The following is a 16029-nucleotide window of genomic DNA, read 5'->3' as shown; positions in this document are numbered from 1 at the left end:
CGGCGGTGGCGATTACTTGCTGGTGCGGCCGACCGGTTTGCGAATGACCGCCGGCGGTGCGGGCAGGGGGGCGGCCTCGGCTTCGGCCTTCGGCGTGAAGATCTGGCGTATCAGCACGAGCTTGGGCGCAACGCTCGCATTGGTGCTGGCGAACTGTTGCGCACGCACGTATTCCTGGGCAGCGAGACGGGCATACACGTCGCCGAGGTTCTCGTGCGCCGTGGCGTAGTTCGGGTTGAGCTTGATGGCCTGCTCCAGCGCGGCGCGCGCCTGGTCGAACTTGCTTTGCGACGCGTACAGCGCGGCCAGGTTGTTGTAGGGCTCGGACAACTCGGGGAAGTCCTGCGTGAGTTGCGTGAAGGCGGCGATGGCCTCGGCCTGCTTGTTCTGTTCGGTGAGGATCACGCCGCGCAGGAAGCGCATCTGCGGGTCGCGCGGCTTGCCGGCGATGTAGGTGTCGGCCTTGGCGAGCGCCTCGTTCGACTTGCCCTGGCGCAGCATCAGGTTCACGTCGTCGTATTCGTTGGCGTGCGCTGCGGAGCCCCACAGGCTGAACAGCAGTGCGAAGGCAATGGAGAGTCTGGAGAATGCGGCGTGCTTCATGAAGCCTCGGCGGAAATGGGGGAGATGCGGGCTCAGCGGGCTTGGGGAACACCCGCACGCCGCTCGGCAGCAGACGTTTATACTAGGTCGGATTGTAGCCGAGGGGCCATGTCCAACCCCTCGCGACACAGCCCCCGTCACCCCTGAAAAACACCGTCTTTCGCCCGTGCCGCACGTGCGCGAAACGACGCTTTCCGAGCCTCATGAGTCTGCGCATCTACAACACGCTGTCGCGTGAATTGGAGGAATTCTCCCCATTGCAACCGGGACAGGTGCGCATGTACGTTTGCGGCATGACGGTCTACGACTACTGCCATCTCGGCCACGCCCGCTCGATGATCGCCTTCGACGTGGTGCAGCGCTGGCTCAAGGTGAGCGGCTTCGATGTCACCTATGTGCGCAACATCACCGACATCGACGACAAGATCATCCGCCGCGCCGTTGAAAACGGCGAGAGCATCCGCGCGCTGACCGATCGCATGATCGACGCGCTGCACGAAGACGCCGACGCGCTGGGCATCGAACGCCCCACCCACGAACCCCGCGCCACCGACTACATCCCGCAGATGCTGTCGATGATCGGCACGCTCGAGAGGAAGGGCCTGGCCTACCGTGCCGAGAACGGCGACGTGAACTATGCGGTGCGCAAGTTCCCGGGCTACGGCAAGCTCAGCGGCAAGTCGATCGACGAGCTGCATGCGGGCGAGCGCGTGGCCGTGCTCGACGGCAAGGACGATCCGCTCGACCCGGTGCTCTGGAAGAGCGCCAAGGCCACCGAGCCCGACGAGGTGAAGTGGGCCAGCGAATTCGGCGCCGGCCGTCCGGGCTGGCACATCGAGTGCTCGGCCATGGCCTGCGAACTGCTCGGCGAGACGCTCGACATCCACGGTGGCGGCGAAGACCTGCAGTTTCCGCACCACGAGAACGAAATCGCGCAGAGCGAGGGTGCCAACGGCAAGCCGCTGGCCAACTTCTGGATGCACAACGGTTTCATCGTGACCGACAACGAGAAGATGTCCAAGAGCCTTGGCAACTTCTTCCTGATCCGCGATGTGCTCAAGAAGTACGACGCGGAGACCATCCGCTTCTTCGTGCTGCGCGCGCACTACCGGCGCCCGCTCAACTACAGCGACGTCCACCTCGACGATGCGCGCGCCTCGCTCAAGCGGCTGTACACGGCGCTCGATCTCGTGGCGCCGGCCGACGTGAAGATCGACTGGACCGACCCGTACGCCGCGCGTTTCAAGGCCGCGATGGACGAAGACTTCGCAACGCCCGAAGCCGTGGCGGTGCTGTTCGACCTGGCGGGCGAAGTGAACCGCACGCAATCGGCCGCCCAGGCCGGATTGCTGAAGGCATTGGGTGGCTGCGTGCAGATCCTGCAGGACGACCCGAAGGCCTTCCTGCGCGCGGGCGCCACGCTCGACGAGGCCACCATCCAGGGCAGGATCGAAGCGCGCGCCGCAGCCAAGGCCGCGAAGAATTTCGCCGAAGCCGATCGCATCCGCCAGGAACTCCTCGAGCAGGGCATCGTGCTCAAGGATTCGCCCACAGGCACGACCTGGGCGGCTGCGCAGTGAACGGAACGACGAACCCCATGCCCGCCACCAGGAAGACCAGCGTCCAGATCTATACGCCGGACTATTGGGAGGAGGCATGCAAGCACCTTTCCCGGAAAGACCGCGTCATGAAGCGGCTCATTCCGAAGTTCGGCGATGCCTGCCTCGAGTCGCGCGGCGACGCGTTCACCACCCTCGCGCGCAGCGTGGTGGGCCAGCAGATCTCGGTGAAGGCCGCGCAGTCGGTCTGGGACAAGTTCGCCGCGCTGCCGCGCAAGCTCACGCCGGCCAACGTGCTCAAGCTCAAGGTCGACGACATGCGCGGGGCAGGGCTGTCGGCGCGCAAGATCGAGTACCTCGTCGACCTGGCCCTGCATTTCGATTCGGGCATGGTCCACGTCGACGCGTGGAAGGACATGTCGGACGAGCTCATCATCGAGGAGCTGGTGGCCATCCGCGGCATCGGCCGCTGGACGGCCGAGATGTTCCTCATCTTTCACCTGATGCGCCCGAACGTGCTGCCCGTGGACGACCTGGGGCTGCTCAACGGCATCAGCGTCAATTATTTTTCCGGCGATCCTGTGAGCCGCAGCGATGCCCGCGACGTCGCCGTGGCCTGGGCGCCATATTGCAGCGTGGCGACTTGGTATATTTGGCGATCGCTGGACCCGGTTCCAGTCGCGTATTGAACAACAGGAGAAGACGTTGGCGAAACGAACCTTCCTCGACTTCGAGCAGCCCATTGCTGAACTCGAAACCAAGATCGAAGAATTGCGCTATGTGCAGACCGAATCCGCGGTCGACATCTCTGAAGAAATCGATCAGCTCGGCAAGAAAAGCCAGCAGCTCACCAAGGACATCTACAGCGACCTGACGCCCTGGCAGATCACCAAGATCGCCCGGCATCCGGAGCGCCCGTACACGCTCGACTACGTCAACGAGATCTTCACCGACTTCGTCGAACTGCACGGCGACCGGCACTTCTCCGACGACCTGTCGATCGTGGGCGGCCTTGCACGCTTCAACGGCGTGCCCTGCATGGTGCTTGGCCACCAGAAGGGCCGCGACACGAAGGAGCGCACCGCGCGCAACTTCGGCATGAGCAAGCCAGAGGGCTACCGCAAGGCCTTGCGCCTGATGAAGATGGCCGAGAAGTTCAAGCTGCCGGTGTTCACCTTCGTGGACACGCCCGGCGCCTACCCCGGCATCGACGCCGAGGAACGCGGCCAGTCGGAAGCCATCGGCCGCAACATCTTCGAGATGGCGCAGCTCGAGGTGCCGATCATCGTCACCATCATCGGCGAAGGCGGCTCCGGCGGCGCGCTGGCCATTTCGGTCGGCGACCAGTTGGTGATGCTGCAGTATTCGATCTATTCGGTGATCAGCCCCGAAGGCTGCGCTTCCATCCTGTGGAAGACCAGCGACAAGGCGCAGGAAGCGGCCGATGCGCTGGGCATCACCGCGCACCGCCTCAAGGCGCTGGGCCTGGTCGACAAGATCGTGAACGAGCCCGTCGGCGGCGCGCATCGCGACCATCGGCAGATGGCGGCTTTCCTGAAGCGCGCGCTCAACGACGCGTTCCGCCAGGTCAGCGACCTGAAGACCAAGGAACTGCTGGATCGCCGCTACGAGCGCCTGCAGAGCTACGGCCGCTTCAACGACACCAAGGCCGACAGCGTCAGATAACGCGCGGGCGCTGTCATGAACTCAGCTTTCGAACGCGCCGTCGCCGCGTTCGAGCCGGCGCATTGGCCGCTGGCGGTGGGCTTCAGCGGCGGCGCGGATTCAACCGCCTTGCTGGCTGCCAGCGCATCGCGCTGGCCGGGGCAGGTGATCGCCTTTCATGTGCATCACGGGCTGCAGGCTGCGGCCGACGATTTCGAGCGGCATTGCCGGGCGGTGTGCGAACGCCTGGGCGTGCCGCTGGTCGTCCATCGCGTCGATGCGCGGCATGCGCCCGGCGACAGTCCGGAAGATGTCGCCCGCCGCGCCCGCTACGCGGCGTTCGCCGAGATGGCACGCGCGGATGGGGCGAGGGCGGCTGTCAAATGTGTGGCGCTGGGGCATCACGCCGACGACCAGGTCGAAACCCTGCTGCTGGCGTTGTCACGCGGCGCGGGGCTCCCGGGGCTCGCTGCCATGCCAGCGCAGGCGCGACGCAACGGGCTCGACATCCATCGGCCGCTGCTTGCCGTTGCCGGCGCCGACATCCGCGAATGGCTGGCCGGTAGAGGCCTGCCATGGATCGAAGATCCGACCAACGGCGACGCACGCTACACCCGCAACCGGATTCGCTCCGTGCTGCTGCCGGCGCTGGAGCAGGCCTTTCCGCAGTTCCGTACGACGTTCGCGCGCAGCATTGGCCATGCCGCACAGGCGCAGCAGCTGCTGGCCGAACTGGCGGCGCAAGACCTGGAAACCGTGGGCAGCCCGCCGCGCATTGCGACGCTGCAGACGCTGTCGCGCGCCCGCCAGGCCAACGTGCTGCGCCACTGGCTGATGCAGTCGCACGGCTGCGCGCCCAGCGCCGCGCAGCTCGACCAGCTGCTCGACCAGGTCCGCGCCTGCGCCACGCGCGGCCACCGCATCCACCTCAAGGTGGCCGCCGGTTTCGTCGAGCGGCAGGGCGATTGCCTGCATTGGTACAATGTTTCGCCCTCGCCGAAGACTTTGCTCTGACAGCTTGCAGGGCGCCGCCTTTCAAGCGGCCCTTTCCCTTTCTCTGATTTCACCCATGGCATTGATCGTTCACAAATACGGCGGTACGTCGATGGGCTCGACCGAGCGCATCAAGAATGTCGCCAAGCGCGTCGCCAAGTGGGCGCGCGCAGGCCACCAGATGATCGTGGTTCCGAGCGCCATGAGCGGCGAGACCAACCGCCTGCTCGGCCTGGCCAAGGAACTGGCGCCCAGTAAACCCGGCGTGGCCCACAGCCGCGAGCTCGACATGCTGGCCTCGACCGGCGAGCAGGCGTCGTCGGCGCTGCTGGCCATCGCGCTGCAGGCCGAAGGCGTCGAGTCCGTGAGCTACGCGGGCTGGCAGGTGTCGGTGCGCACCGACAACTCGTACACCAAGGCCCGCATCGAGAGCATCGACGACGAGCGCGTCATGGCCGACCTGAACGCCGGCAAGGTGGTGGTCATCACCGGCTTCCAGGGCGTGGACGACGACGGCAACATCACCACGCTGGGCCGTGGCGGCAGCGACACCTCGGCCGTGGCCATTGCCGCGGCCATGAAGGCGCACGAATGCCTGATCTATACCGACGTGGACGGTGTCTACACGACCGATCCGCGCGTCGAGCCCGATGCGCGCCGCCTGACGACCGTGAGCTTCGAAGAGATGCTCGAGATGGCGAGCCTGGGCTCCAAGGTGCTGCAGATCCGCTCGGTGGAATTCGCCGGCAAGTACAAGGTGCCGCTGCGTGTGCTCTCGAGCTTCACGCCGTGGGACATCGACATCAATGAAGAGGCCAAGTCCGGCACGCTGATCACTTTCGAGGAAGACGAAAACATGGAACAAGCCGTCGTATCCGGCATCGCATTCAACCGCGACGAAGCCAAGATCTCGGTGCTCGGCGTGCCCGACAAGCCCGGCATCGCATATCACATCCTCGGTGCCGTGGCGGACGCCAACATCGAAGTCGATGTGATCATCCAGAACCTCAGCAAGGACGGCAAGACCGATTTCAGCTTCACCGTGCATCGCAACGAATACGCGAAGACGGTCGACCTGCTGCAGTCGAAGGTCATGCCCTCGCTGGGCGCGACCGAGATCGTGGGCGACACCAAGATCTGCAAGGTCAGCATCGTGGGCATCGGCATGCGCAGCCACGTAGGCGTGGCGAGCAAGATGTTCCGCGTGCTGAGCGAGGAGGGCATCAACATCCAGATGATCTCGACCAGCGAAATCAAGACTTCGGTTGTGATCGACGAAAAATATATGGAATTGGCAGTGCGCGCACTGCACAAAGCCTTCGATCTGGATCAGCCGAGCGCCTAAGTAGTGGCATAATCTCGGCTTCTTTCAGGAACTGTGACCGAGTGGCCGAAGGTGCTCCCCTGCTAAGGGAGTATGGGGTGTAGAGCCTCATCGAGGGTTCGAATCCCTCCGGTTCCGCCAAGCTGATGAAGCCCTGTTGATCTTCGGATTAACAGGGCTTTTTTCATGCTCGTCTTCTTCTGGGAAGGCGTTGATCAACGCGCTCAATTGCAGCAGCGCTTGTTTCTCATATTCGTCGGTTGGGTCGAGTTTGTCCGCGAGTCCTTCGAGGATGGCGCGTGTCGTATCGTGGCCTGCGATGCTGGCGATGCGTGCACGGATGCCGATGGGGCAGGGGCGTTTTCCCGTCCGCATTTCTGACAGGTTCGGTCCTGGGATGCCCAGTTGCGCTGCGAGCTTGTTTTGTGATCCGGCAATCTCGATCGCGCGGTCCATAGAAAAAATCAAAGACACTGTTCTCACCTTTGGTAGCAGTTTCTGGCATATTTCACTACCAAAGTTGGTAGTGGTGCTATCGGCTCTGGTAATTATCAAGGAGCCGCGCCCGTTAGGGCTACTGCCAGAAGCGGCGGCTCTCGATTCAAAGGAGCCGCCATGTCTCTCTCGCAAGTGTCTTTCGCTGCCTTCGCGCAGTCGTCCGTCTGTCCTCCCCCACCTGCTTCGGCTAACGGCTCGGTGCCGAGTCTGGCGGCTCCCGCTGAGCCCGGGGTGGGGGTGGACACCCCTCCGGTTTATGACGGTGTGTTCACTCCGCTTCGTGCTGTGCCCGGGCGCTTGCTTCATGGTGGCTGGGATGGCGAGTGGGCGTTGGATTGGCAGACCGACGGCTGTGCGTTGGACGCCCCGCATTGGCCTCCTGCTGGTTCGCACAAGGCCATGGTCTGTGGCGGTTGGGTGTATGCCGATGGCTTCAGCTTGTCGAGGGAGTGCTCATGACCTCCGCGAAGCTCTCGCCGCTTATGGAGCACATGCTGTTGCTGGTAGCAGTTGGGCTTACGCCTTACGCGGGGTCGTTGGGTGATGAGCGCTTGAGGCGTGGTGGCACGGTGAGGGCCTTGGTGGATCTGGGCCTCTTGTCTCGCACCGAAGGTGGGCAGTGCGTTTTGACCGAGGCTGGCTCTGACGCAGTGTGCATGTTGGTGCTGCGGGGTAAGCCGCAATGACCTCCGCTCAACGCTGGTCCCTTATTCGCCGTCGCGAATTCTGGCTCCAAGGGAGGCTGTTCTGACCCGCCAGCTCGTAGCCCTTCTGTCGAGGGCTTCCGGCTGGCACGTCGCCAGTGTCTTGCCGCTACACGCGGCTATCTAGGAGCACCACATGTCTCAATTCAGTTCCATTCTCGAAGTTCTCGCCATTGAGAACGAAGTCCGCACCAGCAAGCGCACGGGCAAGGACTACAACCACTTCGCAGCCCGCTGCGTGCTCCGCGATGAAAAGGGCGGCGTCGTCACCGTGGGCACGCTGCGCAGCGATCAGGTGATGCCAGAGTTGCGTGAACAAATGAAGGTCGGCTTGTTCGCTGCGACGTTCTCCCTGCGGGTGCCTGACTTCGGTGATTCAAAGGGCGACATCGTGTCGATGCTCACGGGCTTTGTGCCCGCGCAGGGTCGTATGCCGCAGCAGCCTGCCAAGCAGTGACTATGCCGCTCATCGTCGTAGACCCGGATGATCTGAAGCAGGCCATGGCGTGGCTCTGCTTGGCTGCGGCCGGCCTCGGCTTCATGGGTGCCTTGGCCTTTGTGCTGGTGGCGGAGGTTGTGCGGCTTGTTGGCCGTGCGATCCGTATGCGGTCGTTGCGCGAGCCCTTCGCGGTGCGTGCCAAGCGCATGGAAGACATGCGGGTCCGGCTGCTGCTCTCGGTGGATCGCATCTGCGAACGCAACGCGCGAGAGGCCGCACGGCGTGGCTGATCCCACCGTCATCGAATGTTCTTCTTCGTGCACCGTCACCGTGGTGCACGAACTCTCTTTGCCGCCCTTCCAGCTCACGATGGAAGACGGCCTCGCAATCTCGGTCGCAGTGATCGGGGTATGGGCGTTGGGTTGGGCCATCGGTCTGATCAAACGCCAAATTCAAACGTCCGCTTCGGACAACAACTGAAAGGAAGTTCTCATGAACAAGTTCGCTCGCTTCGCCCTCGTGGCCTCTCCCCTCGCCCTGCTGGGCAACCTGTCGCATGCCGCTGCCGTGGACGTGACCGCGGCGGTCACCGACATTGGCGCGCAAGCCACGCCCGTGGGCTTGGTTGGTGTGGCCATCCTGGGTGTCGTGGTCGCCGTGGCCGCGTTCGGCTGGATCCGCAAGGGCGTGCACTAAGCATCGCCTGTGTGCTCAGGGGGACGCCCCTGAGCCCTTTCCAAAGCGGCACGGTTGCCGGTTAGTAAAGGGCTTTCATGGATCAGCTGGGCATCTACGTTGTCATCGCGTTGTTGGGGGCGACATGGCTCATGTTCTCCGCGTAGTTGCTGCCTTGCTTGGTTGCTGGTGCGCCGGGGCCTTTGCAGTGGTTCCTCCGTTGCCCGCGTACTCCTACGGTGCGGCGTTGATGAATGAAACATCGCCGCGTCCCGAGGATTGGCGGCCGACGTTGAATGAGGCGTGTGCGGTGGCATTGGCGCATTCACTGCAGGTCAATACAGCCAATTTCGAATCAGGCGTGGTGACAGCTTGCACGGTGGGCCAGCCAAGTGCGAATGGGGTGAAGTATCTTTTCACGCTCAGGGCTTCAGTGGGTGGTGGGACTCTTGAGCGTTTCTCGCCGGTGTACCAGCAAGCTAATGGCAACGTGTGCCCGGCAAACAGTGCGGCTGTCTCTGGTGGTTGTCAGTGCAATACGGGCTATGTTGAGAATGCGGCGCATACGGCTTGTGAGCTTCCACCTGACCCGTGTGTTGCGCTCGCTGGCAAGTCTGCGGGTTCAAAGAATTGGAACGGCGTGGTTGACAGCTTCACGTTCTGCGATGGCTGGAACGATATCGGCGATGGGAAGTGCACAGCGACAGCGTACAAGGCGTTGAGCTGGGAGGATCCGCCCAAGTCCGGCAAGTGGTATTCGCAGGGCGAGGCGGTTTACACGGGCAACAGGGCGTCGTCTTGCACTGGTACCGGTGGTAGTGGGAGCGATCCTGCTGGTTCTACACCTACCCCCGATAAAAATCCGCCGGTGAATCCTCCGCCCGGTGAGGCGGCTCCGTCTCCTTGTCCGCCCGGGCAGATCGCCGGCGATTTCAACGGCTCGCGCATCTGTGCGCAGCGGGGGTCCGATACGCCGGTTCAGGGCACGGATGGTAAGACCGTAAAAAACCCGGATGGCAGCACCACTGGGACGACGGGTACGACGAAGTGCGAGGGTGGTAAGTGCACCACTGACAGCACTGTGTGCAATACGCCTGCCGGTGGCGGGACGCCTGCTTGCTCGACGACAACGACCACTGATTCTCAGACTGGCTTCTGCAACGCGAACAAGGGTTCGAAGGTGTGCGAGGGTCAGGGCGACGGGACGCCGACGAGTTTCGGCGGGACATGTGCCACTGGTTTCAAGGCGGTCAGCGACGATGCGGTTCTCAATGCGATGGCGTTGGAACAGTACAAGCGTAACTGTCAGATCTTCGACACCACGGGTGTGGCCTCTCAACAGTACGCAACCGAGTCCGCAAAGACCGGCGACCAGACCACTGACCTTCCCGGCAATTCATCGATCGATTTGAGCGGTGGTGCCGATATGACCGACGCACTCGGCGGTGGCGGTTGCCCGGCGGATCAGACCATCGCGATCAATGTTGCTGGTCGCAGTTTCTCGTTCGTGCTCGCCGTCTCGAAGGCGTGCCAGGGTATGGAGTGGCTCGGCATCGCCTTGGTAGCTGCGACAGCGATTGCGTGTGCTTTCATCGTGTTCAAGGACTGACCTATGCCCTGGCTCATTGCTGCAATCTGGACGGCCTTCAGGGCCATGCTGCCCTCGCTCGCTGGTCAAGCGCTCTTGGCGCTCGGTATCGGTGTCATCACCACTGTGGGCGTCAATGCCGGCATCGGTGCTTTCAAGTCGCAAATGCTTTCGGCCCTGCACGGTCTGCCTGCGGCTTCTGTGCAAATGCTGGGCTTGATGAAAGTCGGTGTGTGTGTCTCGATGCTGTTCGGCGCACTCGTGTCGCGCATGGCACGCAAGGGCATGCAGGCAGCGGCAGGCGGCACGCTCAAGTCCTGGACCAAGAAATGATCAGCGCCTTGCTCTCGTTCTGGCGCCCGCTGCTGACGGTTCCGAAGCTCGGGTTCATTTATCTCACGACCGGCGCCAACGGCACCGGCAAGACCGCGTTTACGCTCAAGGCCGTGCGCGAGATGCAGGTCAAAGAGAATCGTCCCGTCTACTGGAACGGTCGCTTCGACCTCACCGAGGAAAAGCAGAAAGAGTTCGGCTGGATCAAGATCGAGGCCGACAAATGGCAGACCGTGCCCGATGGCGCGATCTTCTTTTTCGACGAATGCCACAACGACTTCCCGGATCGCAGCTCTGGCGCCAAAGTGCCCGAGCACGTCAGGATGCTGGGCGAGCATCGCAGGCGCGGTTTCGATTTCTTTCTGCTCACCCAGCACCCGGGCAACATCGATCCGTTCATACGCAAGATCATCGCCAGCCCGGGCTGGCACCGGCACCTGAAGCGCAACTTCGGTTCCTCGCTGATCAGCCACATCGACTACCTCGCTGTGTGCGATCGTCCGGAGAAACCCGGCGCGGGCAAGGCCGGCACCGTCAGCATGAAGGCCCTGCCGAAGGACGTGTTCGGCTGGTACAAGTCCGCCGAGCTGCATACAGCGAAGATCAAGATCCCGCGTCAGGTGTGGATCTTCCTGGCGACCTTGGTGGTCATTCCGGTGTGCATCTACCTGACATTCCAGTTCCTGCGCAAGTCCACTGCGCCCAAGGAAGCGGCTGCAGTTGCTGCGCCTGCCCAGGCTGGATCTGGTCAACAGGTTGCCAGCGGTCGGGTCCGCACGGCCAGCGAATACATCGCGGACTATCGCCCGCGCATTCCTTCGCTGATGCACACCGCTCCGGCCTACGACAAGCTCACCGAGCCGCGGCGCGTCCCGGTCCCTGCGGCATGCATTGAGATTCCGAAGACACGGTTGGGCGAGCCCTTCGGCTGCAAGTGTTACACGCAGGACGCCACGCCGTATCCGGTAGATCTGTCGATGTGTCGCCAGCTCGTGGCGCATGGCTCGTTCTTTGCCTTCCTGCCCGAGGGCGAGAAAGCCGCGACAACGGCTGTGGTCGCTCGGGCTGCGGATGTGCCTCAGGTGCGTCAGGATCGCGCTGAGGCGCCTTCCGGCCTCACGTTGATAGATGGCCCGCGTCCAACGCCAACGGCCGCTGTAGCGCCTGTGGGCTTGTCCGCGCAGCAGCCGCATGTACAGCCGGGCTCGAAGTGGTCGTTTCAGGCAGGGGGCCAATAACGTGCCCCTGCGCCAGCGCTCGCGCTACTGCAAAGCAAAACGCCGTAGCCCTTGTGGCGGAGGCATCTCGTCTCTGGTGCCGCGTGTGTTACGTGCCCCTGCCTTGTCTCTGGCCGGCCAGATGGCTTGCGTCGTTGGGTTGTGCGTGGCGCTTGATGGGCGGCAGGGGACGCGCGCAGCGCAGGCCGAGGAGCTTGCGACGCTGGCCGGAGCGGCGGGCGGAGCCCGCCGCTAACTTGTTCTTAAAACACTTTGGAACACAACACAAATGCCGCGCTTTTCCGTAGCTGTCTCTGAGGCTCTTTTGGCCCGCATCGATGAGGTTGCTTTTCTCAAGGGCAAAGGCGGTGGCTGGTACTCGGCGAGGCCTTGGTCCCGGGATGCCACGGCCGCGTGGTTGTTGGGACAGGCGATTCAACGGCTCGAGGAGTTGAATCAACTGCCGATGCGTGCGCTGGTATGTCCGTCAGGGTTGTGTACGGGGCCGTGTCATTGCGGCCCTGCAGTCAGTGAATCATCTGGTCGACGTTGAGTTGACCAAAAAAAGACCCGGCAACGCGTCAACGTTCCGGGTCTGGTTGGCAGAGAAACTTAGGAGGAAACCATGCCAATGGAGCGATATGTTAATGGTCTTTGGTTCGAAGGGGTAGTCGTCCCCGACAAGTGGACGATCCGCACCTGGGAGGCCAATGGCGTCATGGAGCGCAGCGCTGCGCCCTACGTCATGTGGCGCGAGGTCCACGATTTCGGCTTCAAGCGCGATGGCTGGACGCCGATCCGGCCCGTCGATCCGGTCGAGGATGCCGAGCTCATTGAGGAACGTCGTCAGAAGGCCCTCGCATCGGCCGCTAGGCGCGCCAAAACGACTTGCCGCAGGGTCATCATCACCGAGGGCTTCAATGAGCTTCTGACCCTCACGTATCGCGAGAACCAACCGGATCGCGAACTGTGCAAGCGGCATTTCAAGGAATGGGTGCGTCGCATGAAGCGTGCGCTCGGTGGTCAGTTCCGCTACTGCGCCGCCTTCGAAAAACAGGATCGCGGCTCGATGCATGTCCACATGGCCACGCACAAGCTGCCGAAGAATCCGCTGTACGAGGGTGTCCGCATCAAGGCATTCGAGCTAGGCACGAAGGTCTGGCGTTCCATCGTCGGCACGGACAACGGCCTGTGCTTCGTCGGCGGAAAGAAACGTGGCAAGTGGCACCGGAAGTGGACCCTCGCGAAGATGGCGGCGTACGTCTCGAAGTACATCACCAAGGACTACGCTGACGCGCCGGAAGAGTCGAATCGCTACAGCCGCAGCGATGGTGTGCAGATCGGCGAGGTCCATACGATGGACGTCGAGTGCAGCTATGCGGAGCTGGTCGGCCTCTGCTACGAATACCTGCCCGGTGATACGACCATCGCACTGCGGGCGAATCGGTTCAATGACCGGCTGTGGTTCTGCAAAGAGTCGGGGCCGCCGCCGTTGCTGCACTGAATTCGGTTACAAATCACTCCTTGCTTTATTGGGGGGGTGTGATGGAGCTGATTCTAAAAATTGCGGTTGGCGTTTTCATTGGGAGTCTCGCGGCCATATTTGCGTGGGAGGGTCTGCATGTTGTGGCTGCTCGATATGCGGTGATGGAGGCGAACGAGGCGTTGAAGCAGTCGATTCGAGACCAGCGAAAGCGTGATGCGGCGGCGGCACAGCAACGGGCTGATGAGGAGGCAGCACAGCGTGCTCGCGATGCAGAAATGGAGCGTGCTGCTGCGGCTGCTGGGGTTGAACGTGAGCGCGCTCGTGCTGCGAAGGATGCTGCGTGGAAGAAGTTCTATCAGCCTTCGCCAGCGTGTCAGGCGGATCGCTCAACGATGGAATGTGCGAACGCGTACATGAGGGCAAAAACCCAGTTCGAGGGTACTTACCGCGAGTAGCAGCGCACGGGCCTAAGCGCGTGGGGATTGGGCGTTTCTAACGGAGGGAGGTCGCGCTTTTGATCCCGCCTCGTAGGGGTGTTTATGCTGATTGGGTATGCGCGGGTTTCGACTCGCGAGCAAGAGACGCATTTGCAGATCGATGCATTGCGGGCTGCTGGTGCTGAGGTCATCTTTCAGGAGAAGACGTCTAGCGTTGGTGAGCGAGTGGAGTTGAGGCGGTGTCTGCGGGAGCTTCGGCCGGGCGATGTTTTCATGGTCTACAAGCTGGATCGTGTAGCGCGGTCGTTGCCCGATCTACTGGCGATCTTGGAGGAGATTCGGATTGCTGGCGCACTGGTGAAGAGCCTGACTGAGCCGCTCGATACGACTACTGCGATGGGGTCGTTCGTTATTCAGATCCTGGGTGCCGTTGCACAGCTGGAGCGCGGCATCATTCGGGAGAGGTCAATCGCGGGCCAGCGTGCGGCGCGTGACCGTGGGAATCTGCCGGGGCGAACGCGAGCGCTATCGTCAGAGGACGAAGCCGAGGTTGTGCGGTTGTATGGCGCTGGTGAGTACACGATGCATGCGCTTGCTGTGATGTTCGAGGTCTCTGATTCGGTTGTGAAGCGCGCTGTGTATCGAGCGAAAAAGCCTGGACATTCGAGCTTGAACTAGGGGCGAAACCTTCCGGTTCCGCCAAGTTGATGAAGCCCCGTTGATCGTGTGATCGGCGGGGCTTTTTTCATGCTCCGGGAAAGCGGCGAGCATCGCCCTGAAGCTCTCGCCGGCGCGTTGTTCGTCTTCGTTTTCCGACGGAGCCAAGTCTCGCGGCTTTCCTCAGTCCTCAAGAACCTTGGCAGCTGTAGCTGTCGGCTGAGTTCGCGTCGCCGCTGCCCTTGTATTTCGGGAAGGTCGGGTACTGGCACAAGGGGCGCGCCAGCGTGGCGGCCTTGGTCGCCGGATCGAGCTTCTTCGCCACGATGCTCTGCGCGGAAGGCTTGGCACCACCTTCTCGCCATTTCACGACAGCGTCCACAAGATCGACGGTGTCAGGGCCGACCCCGCCAGAGCAATGCTGGACGCCCGGCTGGAGGAAGAACTCCATCGAGGCATCCCGCGTGGACGCGCCACCAACCGCGGTCGCGACATCGTTGAAGTACTTGATCGAGCCCTTGTAGCTGATCGCCCAGTCATTCGTTCCGTGAGCAAGGATCATCTTGCCGCCCTGTCCAAAGAAGGAGCGGAGGTCGGGCGTCGCATCGAGTGTTGTGGCCGCGAGGCGCAGTCCCGCAGAGTAGAGCTCCGGATCGAAGCCCAGCACGTTGAAGGCCGGGTCGCCCGTGACCCAGTACTTCACCAAGCCGCTGCCGAACATGAACTGGAGGCCGGTGCCGCCGATGGCGGAGCCGGTCACCCACAGGGGCCAGCCCAGGTTCTCGCCGCCGGGGCCCCAGCCGGGATAGACGCTCGTGCTGTCCGCACGCTTGAGTTCGGAATAGATCGTGTTGGCCGTCGCTATCTGCTGGTCGGTCAGGCAGGTTTCCGCATCTCCTGCCGTGCAGCGCAACACCGCCGGGTCGAAGGTGCAGGCGGCCTGGTTGCTCACGATGCCGTCCGCAATGCCGTCAAGCGCATCGCACTGCGCGGTGACGGTCTTGCCGATAAGCGAGGCCTTTGCATCGCTGAGCTGTCCACCCGGTGCCGCGAGAGCCTTTCCGTTCGCAACGAAGGCCTGGAACAGTTCGGTGAAAGAGTAGGCCGGCGCACGCACGACGATGCCGTCGAAGTCGTTCGGGAAGCGCGTGGCCTGGATCAGCGCCTCTCTGCCGCCATTGGAGCAGCCTTCGAAGTAGCTGAACGTGGCATCCGAGCCGTAGCGCTGGCGAACGATCTCCTTGGTGACCTCATTGACCGAGTGGATCGAGAGATAGCCGAAGTCCGCTTGTGCCGTGGAATTGTTCAGGAAGACCGAGGCGTCCAAGGCGTCTCCCTGGCGCCCTCCGTCCGAGGCCACGAGCACGTAGCCTGCGGTGGACCCGCTGGGCGAGATGGGCGTGATGTTGATGCTGCCGTCCCAGCCACCACCGCCGGCATACAGGAGCTTGTTGTTCCACGCGGTGGGGAGGTGCACCTCGAAGTTGAGCGTGCCATGAAGAGTGCCCGTGACCTTGCAGTACTCCGCGGAGTCCGCCGTTGCGGCGACGAGCTTGGCGTCTTTCAGCGACGCACCGGCGAGCGAGGCGCCGGCGAAGGCCGTGCACTTCTCCTGCGCTGACGCGACTGGGGCTGGCGCGGGCGCTGGCGGCGGGGTCGATGTCGGCGCAGGCGTGGGGAACAACACCGGCAGGTTGCTCCCGCCGCCGCCGCAAGCCGCCAGCATGATGGGGATGCACGCAAGAGCGCAGCGCGCCATCGAGAGAGGGTTTTTCATGATTTGTCTCCTGTTCGTACTGCCACATAAACTCAGGCGGCCCGGACCATCGCCTGCGCAGCGCATGCTAGGCA

The 16029-nt window shown here is 62.8% G+C and carries 18 protein-coding genes and 1 tRNA gene; 16 read left to right on the top strand and 3 right to left on the bottom strand.

What is annotated here, in order from left to right:
- Positions 1 to 12: 12 nt before the first annotated feature.
- Positions 13 to 603: a tetratricopeptide repeat protein gene (locus tag PMI12_RS22110; RefSeq protein ID WP_007836897.1), complete on the bottom strand. Its 591-nt coding sequence runs from the start codon at positions 601 to 603 to the stop codon at positions 13 to 15.
- Between the two features lie 203 nt (positions 604 to 806).
- Between PMI12_RS22110 and cysS the strand changes: the two genes are divergently transcribed.
- The 6 genes from cysS to PMI12_RS22080 all read left to right on the top strand — a co-directional run bounded on the left by cysS (position 807) and on the right by PMI12_RS22080 (position 6285).
- Positions 807 to 2183, top strand: a complete 1377-nt coding sequence (gene cysS / locus PMI12_RS22105) for a cysteine--tRNA ligase (RefSeq protein ID WP_007836896.1) — start codon at positions 807 to 809, stop codon at positions 2181 to 2183.
- Between the two features lie 17 nt (positions 2184 to 2200).
- Positions 2201 to 2851, top strand: coding sequence for a DNA-3-methyladenine glycosylase family protein (locus PMI12_RS22100; protein WP_007836894.1), 651 nt, complete (start codon positions 2201 to 2203; stop codon positions 2849 to 2851).
- A gap of 16 nt (positions 2852 to 2867) precedes the next feature.
- Positions 2868 to 3848, top strand: a complete 981-nt coding sequence (locus tag PMI12_RS22095; RefSeq protein ID WP_007836892.1) for an acetyl-CoA carboxylase carboxyltransferase subunit alpha — start codon at positions 2868 to 2870, stop codon at positions 3846 to 3848.
- A 15-nt stretch (positions 3849 to 3863) separates the two neighbouring features.
- Positions 3864 to 4841, top strand: coding sequence for a tRNA lysidine(34) synthetase TilS (tilS, locus tag PMI12_RS22090; protein WP_007836890.1), 978 nt, complete (start codon positions 3864 to 3866; stop codon positions 4839 to 4841).
- A gap of 55 nt (positions 4842 to 4896) precedes the next feature.
- Entirely contained in the window at positions 4897 to 6165 is a 1269-nt protein-coding gene (locus PMI12_RS22085; RefSeq protein WP_007836888.1) for an aspartate kinase, read from the top strand.
- Positions 6166 to 6192: 27 nt separating this feature from the next.
- A tRNA-Ser gene (locus tag PMI12_RS22080) sits at positions 6193 to 6285 on the top strand.
- Here PMI12_RS22080 and PMI12_RS28945 read toward each other — a convergent pair.
- The gene (locus PMI12_RS28945) at positions 6253 to 6600 is read right to left on the bottom strand and encodes a hypothetical protein (RefSeq protein WP_157632269.1); all 348 of its coding nucleotides are present in this window, start codon (positions 6598 to 6600) and stop codon (positions 6253 to 6255) included. The genes PMI12_RS22080 and PMI12_RS28945 overlap by 33 nt on opposite strands.
- Before the next feature lie 882 nt (positions 6601 to 7482).
- Here PMI12_RS28945 and PMI12_RS22065 point away from each other — a divergent pair.
- The 10 genes from PMI12_RS22065 (at position 7483) to PMI12_RS22025 (ending at position 14199) form a co-directional block, all read left to right on the top strand.
- Positions 7483 to 7803 carry a hypothetical protein gene (locus PMI12_RS22065; protein ID WP_007836887.1) on the top strand — a complete coding sequence of 107 codons (321 nt, stop codon included), beginning with the start codon at positions 7483 to 7485 and terminating at the stop codon, positions 7801 to 7803.
- Between the two features lie 2 nt (positions 7804 to 7805).
- Positions 7806 to 8075, top strand: a complete 270-nt coding sequence (locus tag PMI12_RS22060; RefSeq protein ID WP_007836886.1) for a hypothetical protein — start codon at positions 7806 to 7808, stop codon at positions 8073 to 8075.
- Positions 8068 to 8265: a hypothetical protein gene (locus tag PMI12_RS28940; RefSeq protein WP_157632268.1), complete on the top strand. Its 198-nt coding sequence runs from the start codon at positions 8068 to 8070 to the stop codon at positions 8263 to 8265. Before PMI12_RS22060 ends, PMI12_RS28940 begins: the two co-directional genes overlap by 8 nt.
- 12 nt (positions 8266 to 8277) lie before the next feature.
- Complete coding sequence (locus tag PMI12_RS22055; RefSeq protein ID WP_007836884.1) at positions 8278 to 8481, top strand: major capsid protein; 204 nt, start codon at positions 8278 to 8280, stop codon at positions 8479 to 8481.
- Between the two features lie 229 nt (positions 8482 to 8710).
- Entirely contained in the window at positions 8711 to 10069 is a 1359-nt protein-coding gene (locus tag PMI12_RS28935) for a virulence factor TspB C-terminal domain-related protein (RefSeq protein ID WP_157632267.1), read from the top strand.
- 3 nt (positions 10070 to 10072) lie between these two features.
- A complete protein-coding gene (locus PMI12_RS22045) occupies positions 10073 to 10381 on the top strand; it encodes a DUF2523 domain-containing protein (protein WP_007836880.1) in 309 nt (102 codons plus the stop codon).
- Positions 10378 to 11619: a zonula occludens toxin gene (locus PMI12_RS22040; RefSeq protein WP_007836878.1), complete on the top strand. Its 1242-nt coding sequence runs from the start codon at positions 10378 to 10380 to the stop codon at positions 11617 to 11619. Before PMI12_RS22045 ends, PMI12_RS22040 begins: the two co-directional genes overlap by 4 nt.
- Before the next feature lie 604 nt (positions 11620 to 12223).
- A complete protein-coding gene (locus PMI12_RS22035; RefSeq protein ID WP_007836875.1) occupies positions 12224 to 13102 on the top strand; it encodes a rolling circle replication-associated protein in 879 nt (292 codons plus the stop codon).
- A 41-nt stretch (positions 13103 to 13143) separates the two neighbouring features.
- The gene (locus PMI12_RS22030; protein WP_157632266.1) at positions 13144 to 13539 is read left to right on the top strand and encodes a hypothetical protein; all 396 of its coding nucleotides are present in this window, start codon (positions 13144 to 13146) and stop codon (positions 13537 to 13539) included.
- Between the two features lie 84 nt (positions 13540 to 13623).
- Complete coding sequence (locus PMI12_RS22025) at positions 13624 to 14199, top strand: recombinase family protein (protein ID WP_042674005.1); 576 nt, start codon at positions 13624 to 13626, stop codon at positions 14197 to 14199.
- A gap of 169 nt (positions 14200 to 14368) precedes the next feature.
- Here the strand turns inward: PMI12_RS22025 and PMI12_RS22020 are convergent, their stop codons facing one another.
- Positions 14369 to 15955 (bottom strand): tannase/feruloyl esterase family alpha/beta hydrolase, encoded by a 1587-nt coding sequence (locus tag PMI12_RS22020; RefSeq protein WP_007836873.1) that lies wholly within the window; start codon positions 15953 to 15955, stop codon positions 14369 to 14371.
- Between the last annotated feature and the right edge of the window lie 74 nt (positions 15956 to 16029).

It is taken from the genome of Variovorax sp. CF313 (genome assembly GCF_000282635.1).
Taxonomy (GTDB): Bacteria; Pseudomonadota; Gammaproteobacteria; order Burkholderiales; family Burkholderiaceae_C; genus Variovorax.
This window is presented reverse-complemented; position numbering and strand designations above follow the sequence as displayed.

What these genes read in the sequence shown, in the direction of transcription:
- PMI12_RS22045 (WP_007836880.1), top strand. Translation starts at nt 10,073, where the DNA reads ATGCCCTGGCTCATTGCTGCAATCTGGACGGCCTTCAGGGCCATGCTG.
- PMI12_RS22020 (WP_007836873.1), bottom strand. Translation starts at nt 15,955, where the DNA reads ATGAAAAACCCTCTCTCGATGGCGCGCTGCGCTCTTGCGTGCATCCCC.
- cysS (WP_007836896.1), top strand. Translation starts at nt 807, where the DNA reads ATGAGTCTGCGCATCTACAACACGCTGTCGCGTGAATTGGAGGAATTC.
- PMI12_RS22065 (WP_007836887.1), top strand. Translation starts at nt 7,483, where the DNA reads ATGTCTCAATTCAGTTCCATTCTCGAAGTTCTCGCCATTGAGAACGAA.
- PMI12_RS22060 (WP_007836886.1), top strand. Translation starts at nt 7,806, where the DNA reads ATGCCGCTCATCGTCGTAGACCCGGATGATCTGAAGCAGGCCATGGCG.
- PMI12_RS22035 (WP_007836875.1), top strand. Translation starts at nt 12,224, where the DNA reads ATGCCAATGGAGCGATATGTTAATGGTCTTTGGTTCGAAGGGGTAGTC.
- PMI12_RS22100 (WP_007836894.1), top strand. Translation starts at nt 2,201, where the DNA reads ATGCCCGCCACCAGGAAGACCAGCGTCCAGATCTATACGCCGGACTAT.
- PMI12_RS22040 (WP_007836878.1), top strand. Translation starts at nt 10,378, where the DNA reads ATGATCAGCGCCTTGCTCTCGTTCTGGCGCCCGCTGCTGACGGTTCCG.
- PMI12_RS28945 (WP_157632269.1), bottom strand. Translation starts at nt 6,600, where the DNA reads ATGGACCGCGCGATCGAGATTGCCGGATCACAAAACAAGCTCGCAGCG.
- PMI12_RS22110 (WP_007836897.1), bottom strand. Translation starts at nt 603, where the DNA reads ATGAAGCACGCCGCATTCTCCAGACTCTCCATTGCCTTCGCACTGCTG.
- tilS (WP_007836890.1), top strand. Translation starts at nt 3,864, where the DNA reads ATGAACTCAGCTTTCGAACGCGCCGTCGCCGCGTTCGAGCCGGCGCAT.
- PMI12_RS22025 (WP_042674005.1), top strand. Translation starts at nt 13,624, where the DNA reads ATGCTGATTGGGTATGCGCGGGTTTCGACTCGCGAGCAAGAGACGCAT.
- PMI12_RS22085 (WP_007836888.1), top strand. Translation starts at nt 4,897, where the DNA reads ATGGCATTGATCGTTCACAAATACGGCGGTACGTCGATGGGCTCGACC.
- PMI12_RS22030 (WP_157632266.1), top strand. Translation starts at nt 13,144, where the DNA reads ATGGAGCTGATTCTAAAAATTGCGGTTGGCGTTTTCATTGGGAGTCTC.
- PMI12_RS22055 (WP_007836884.1), top strand. Translation starts at nt 8,278, where the DNA reads ATGAACAAGTTCGCTCGCTTCGCCCTCGTGGCCTCTCCCCTCGCCCTG.
- PMI12_RS28935 (WP_157632267.1), top strand. Translation starts at nt 8,711, where the DNA reads ATGAATGAAACATCGCCGCGTCCCGAGGATTGGCGGCCGACGTTGAAT.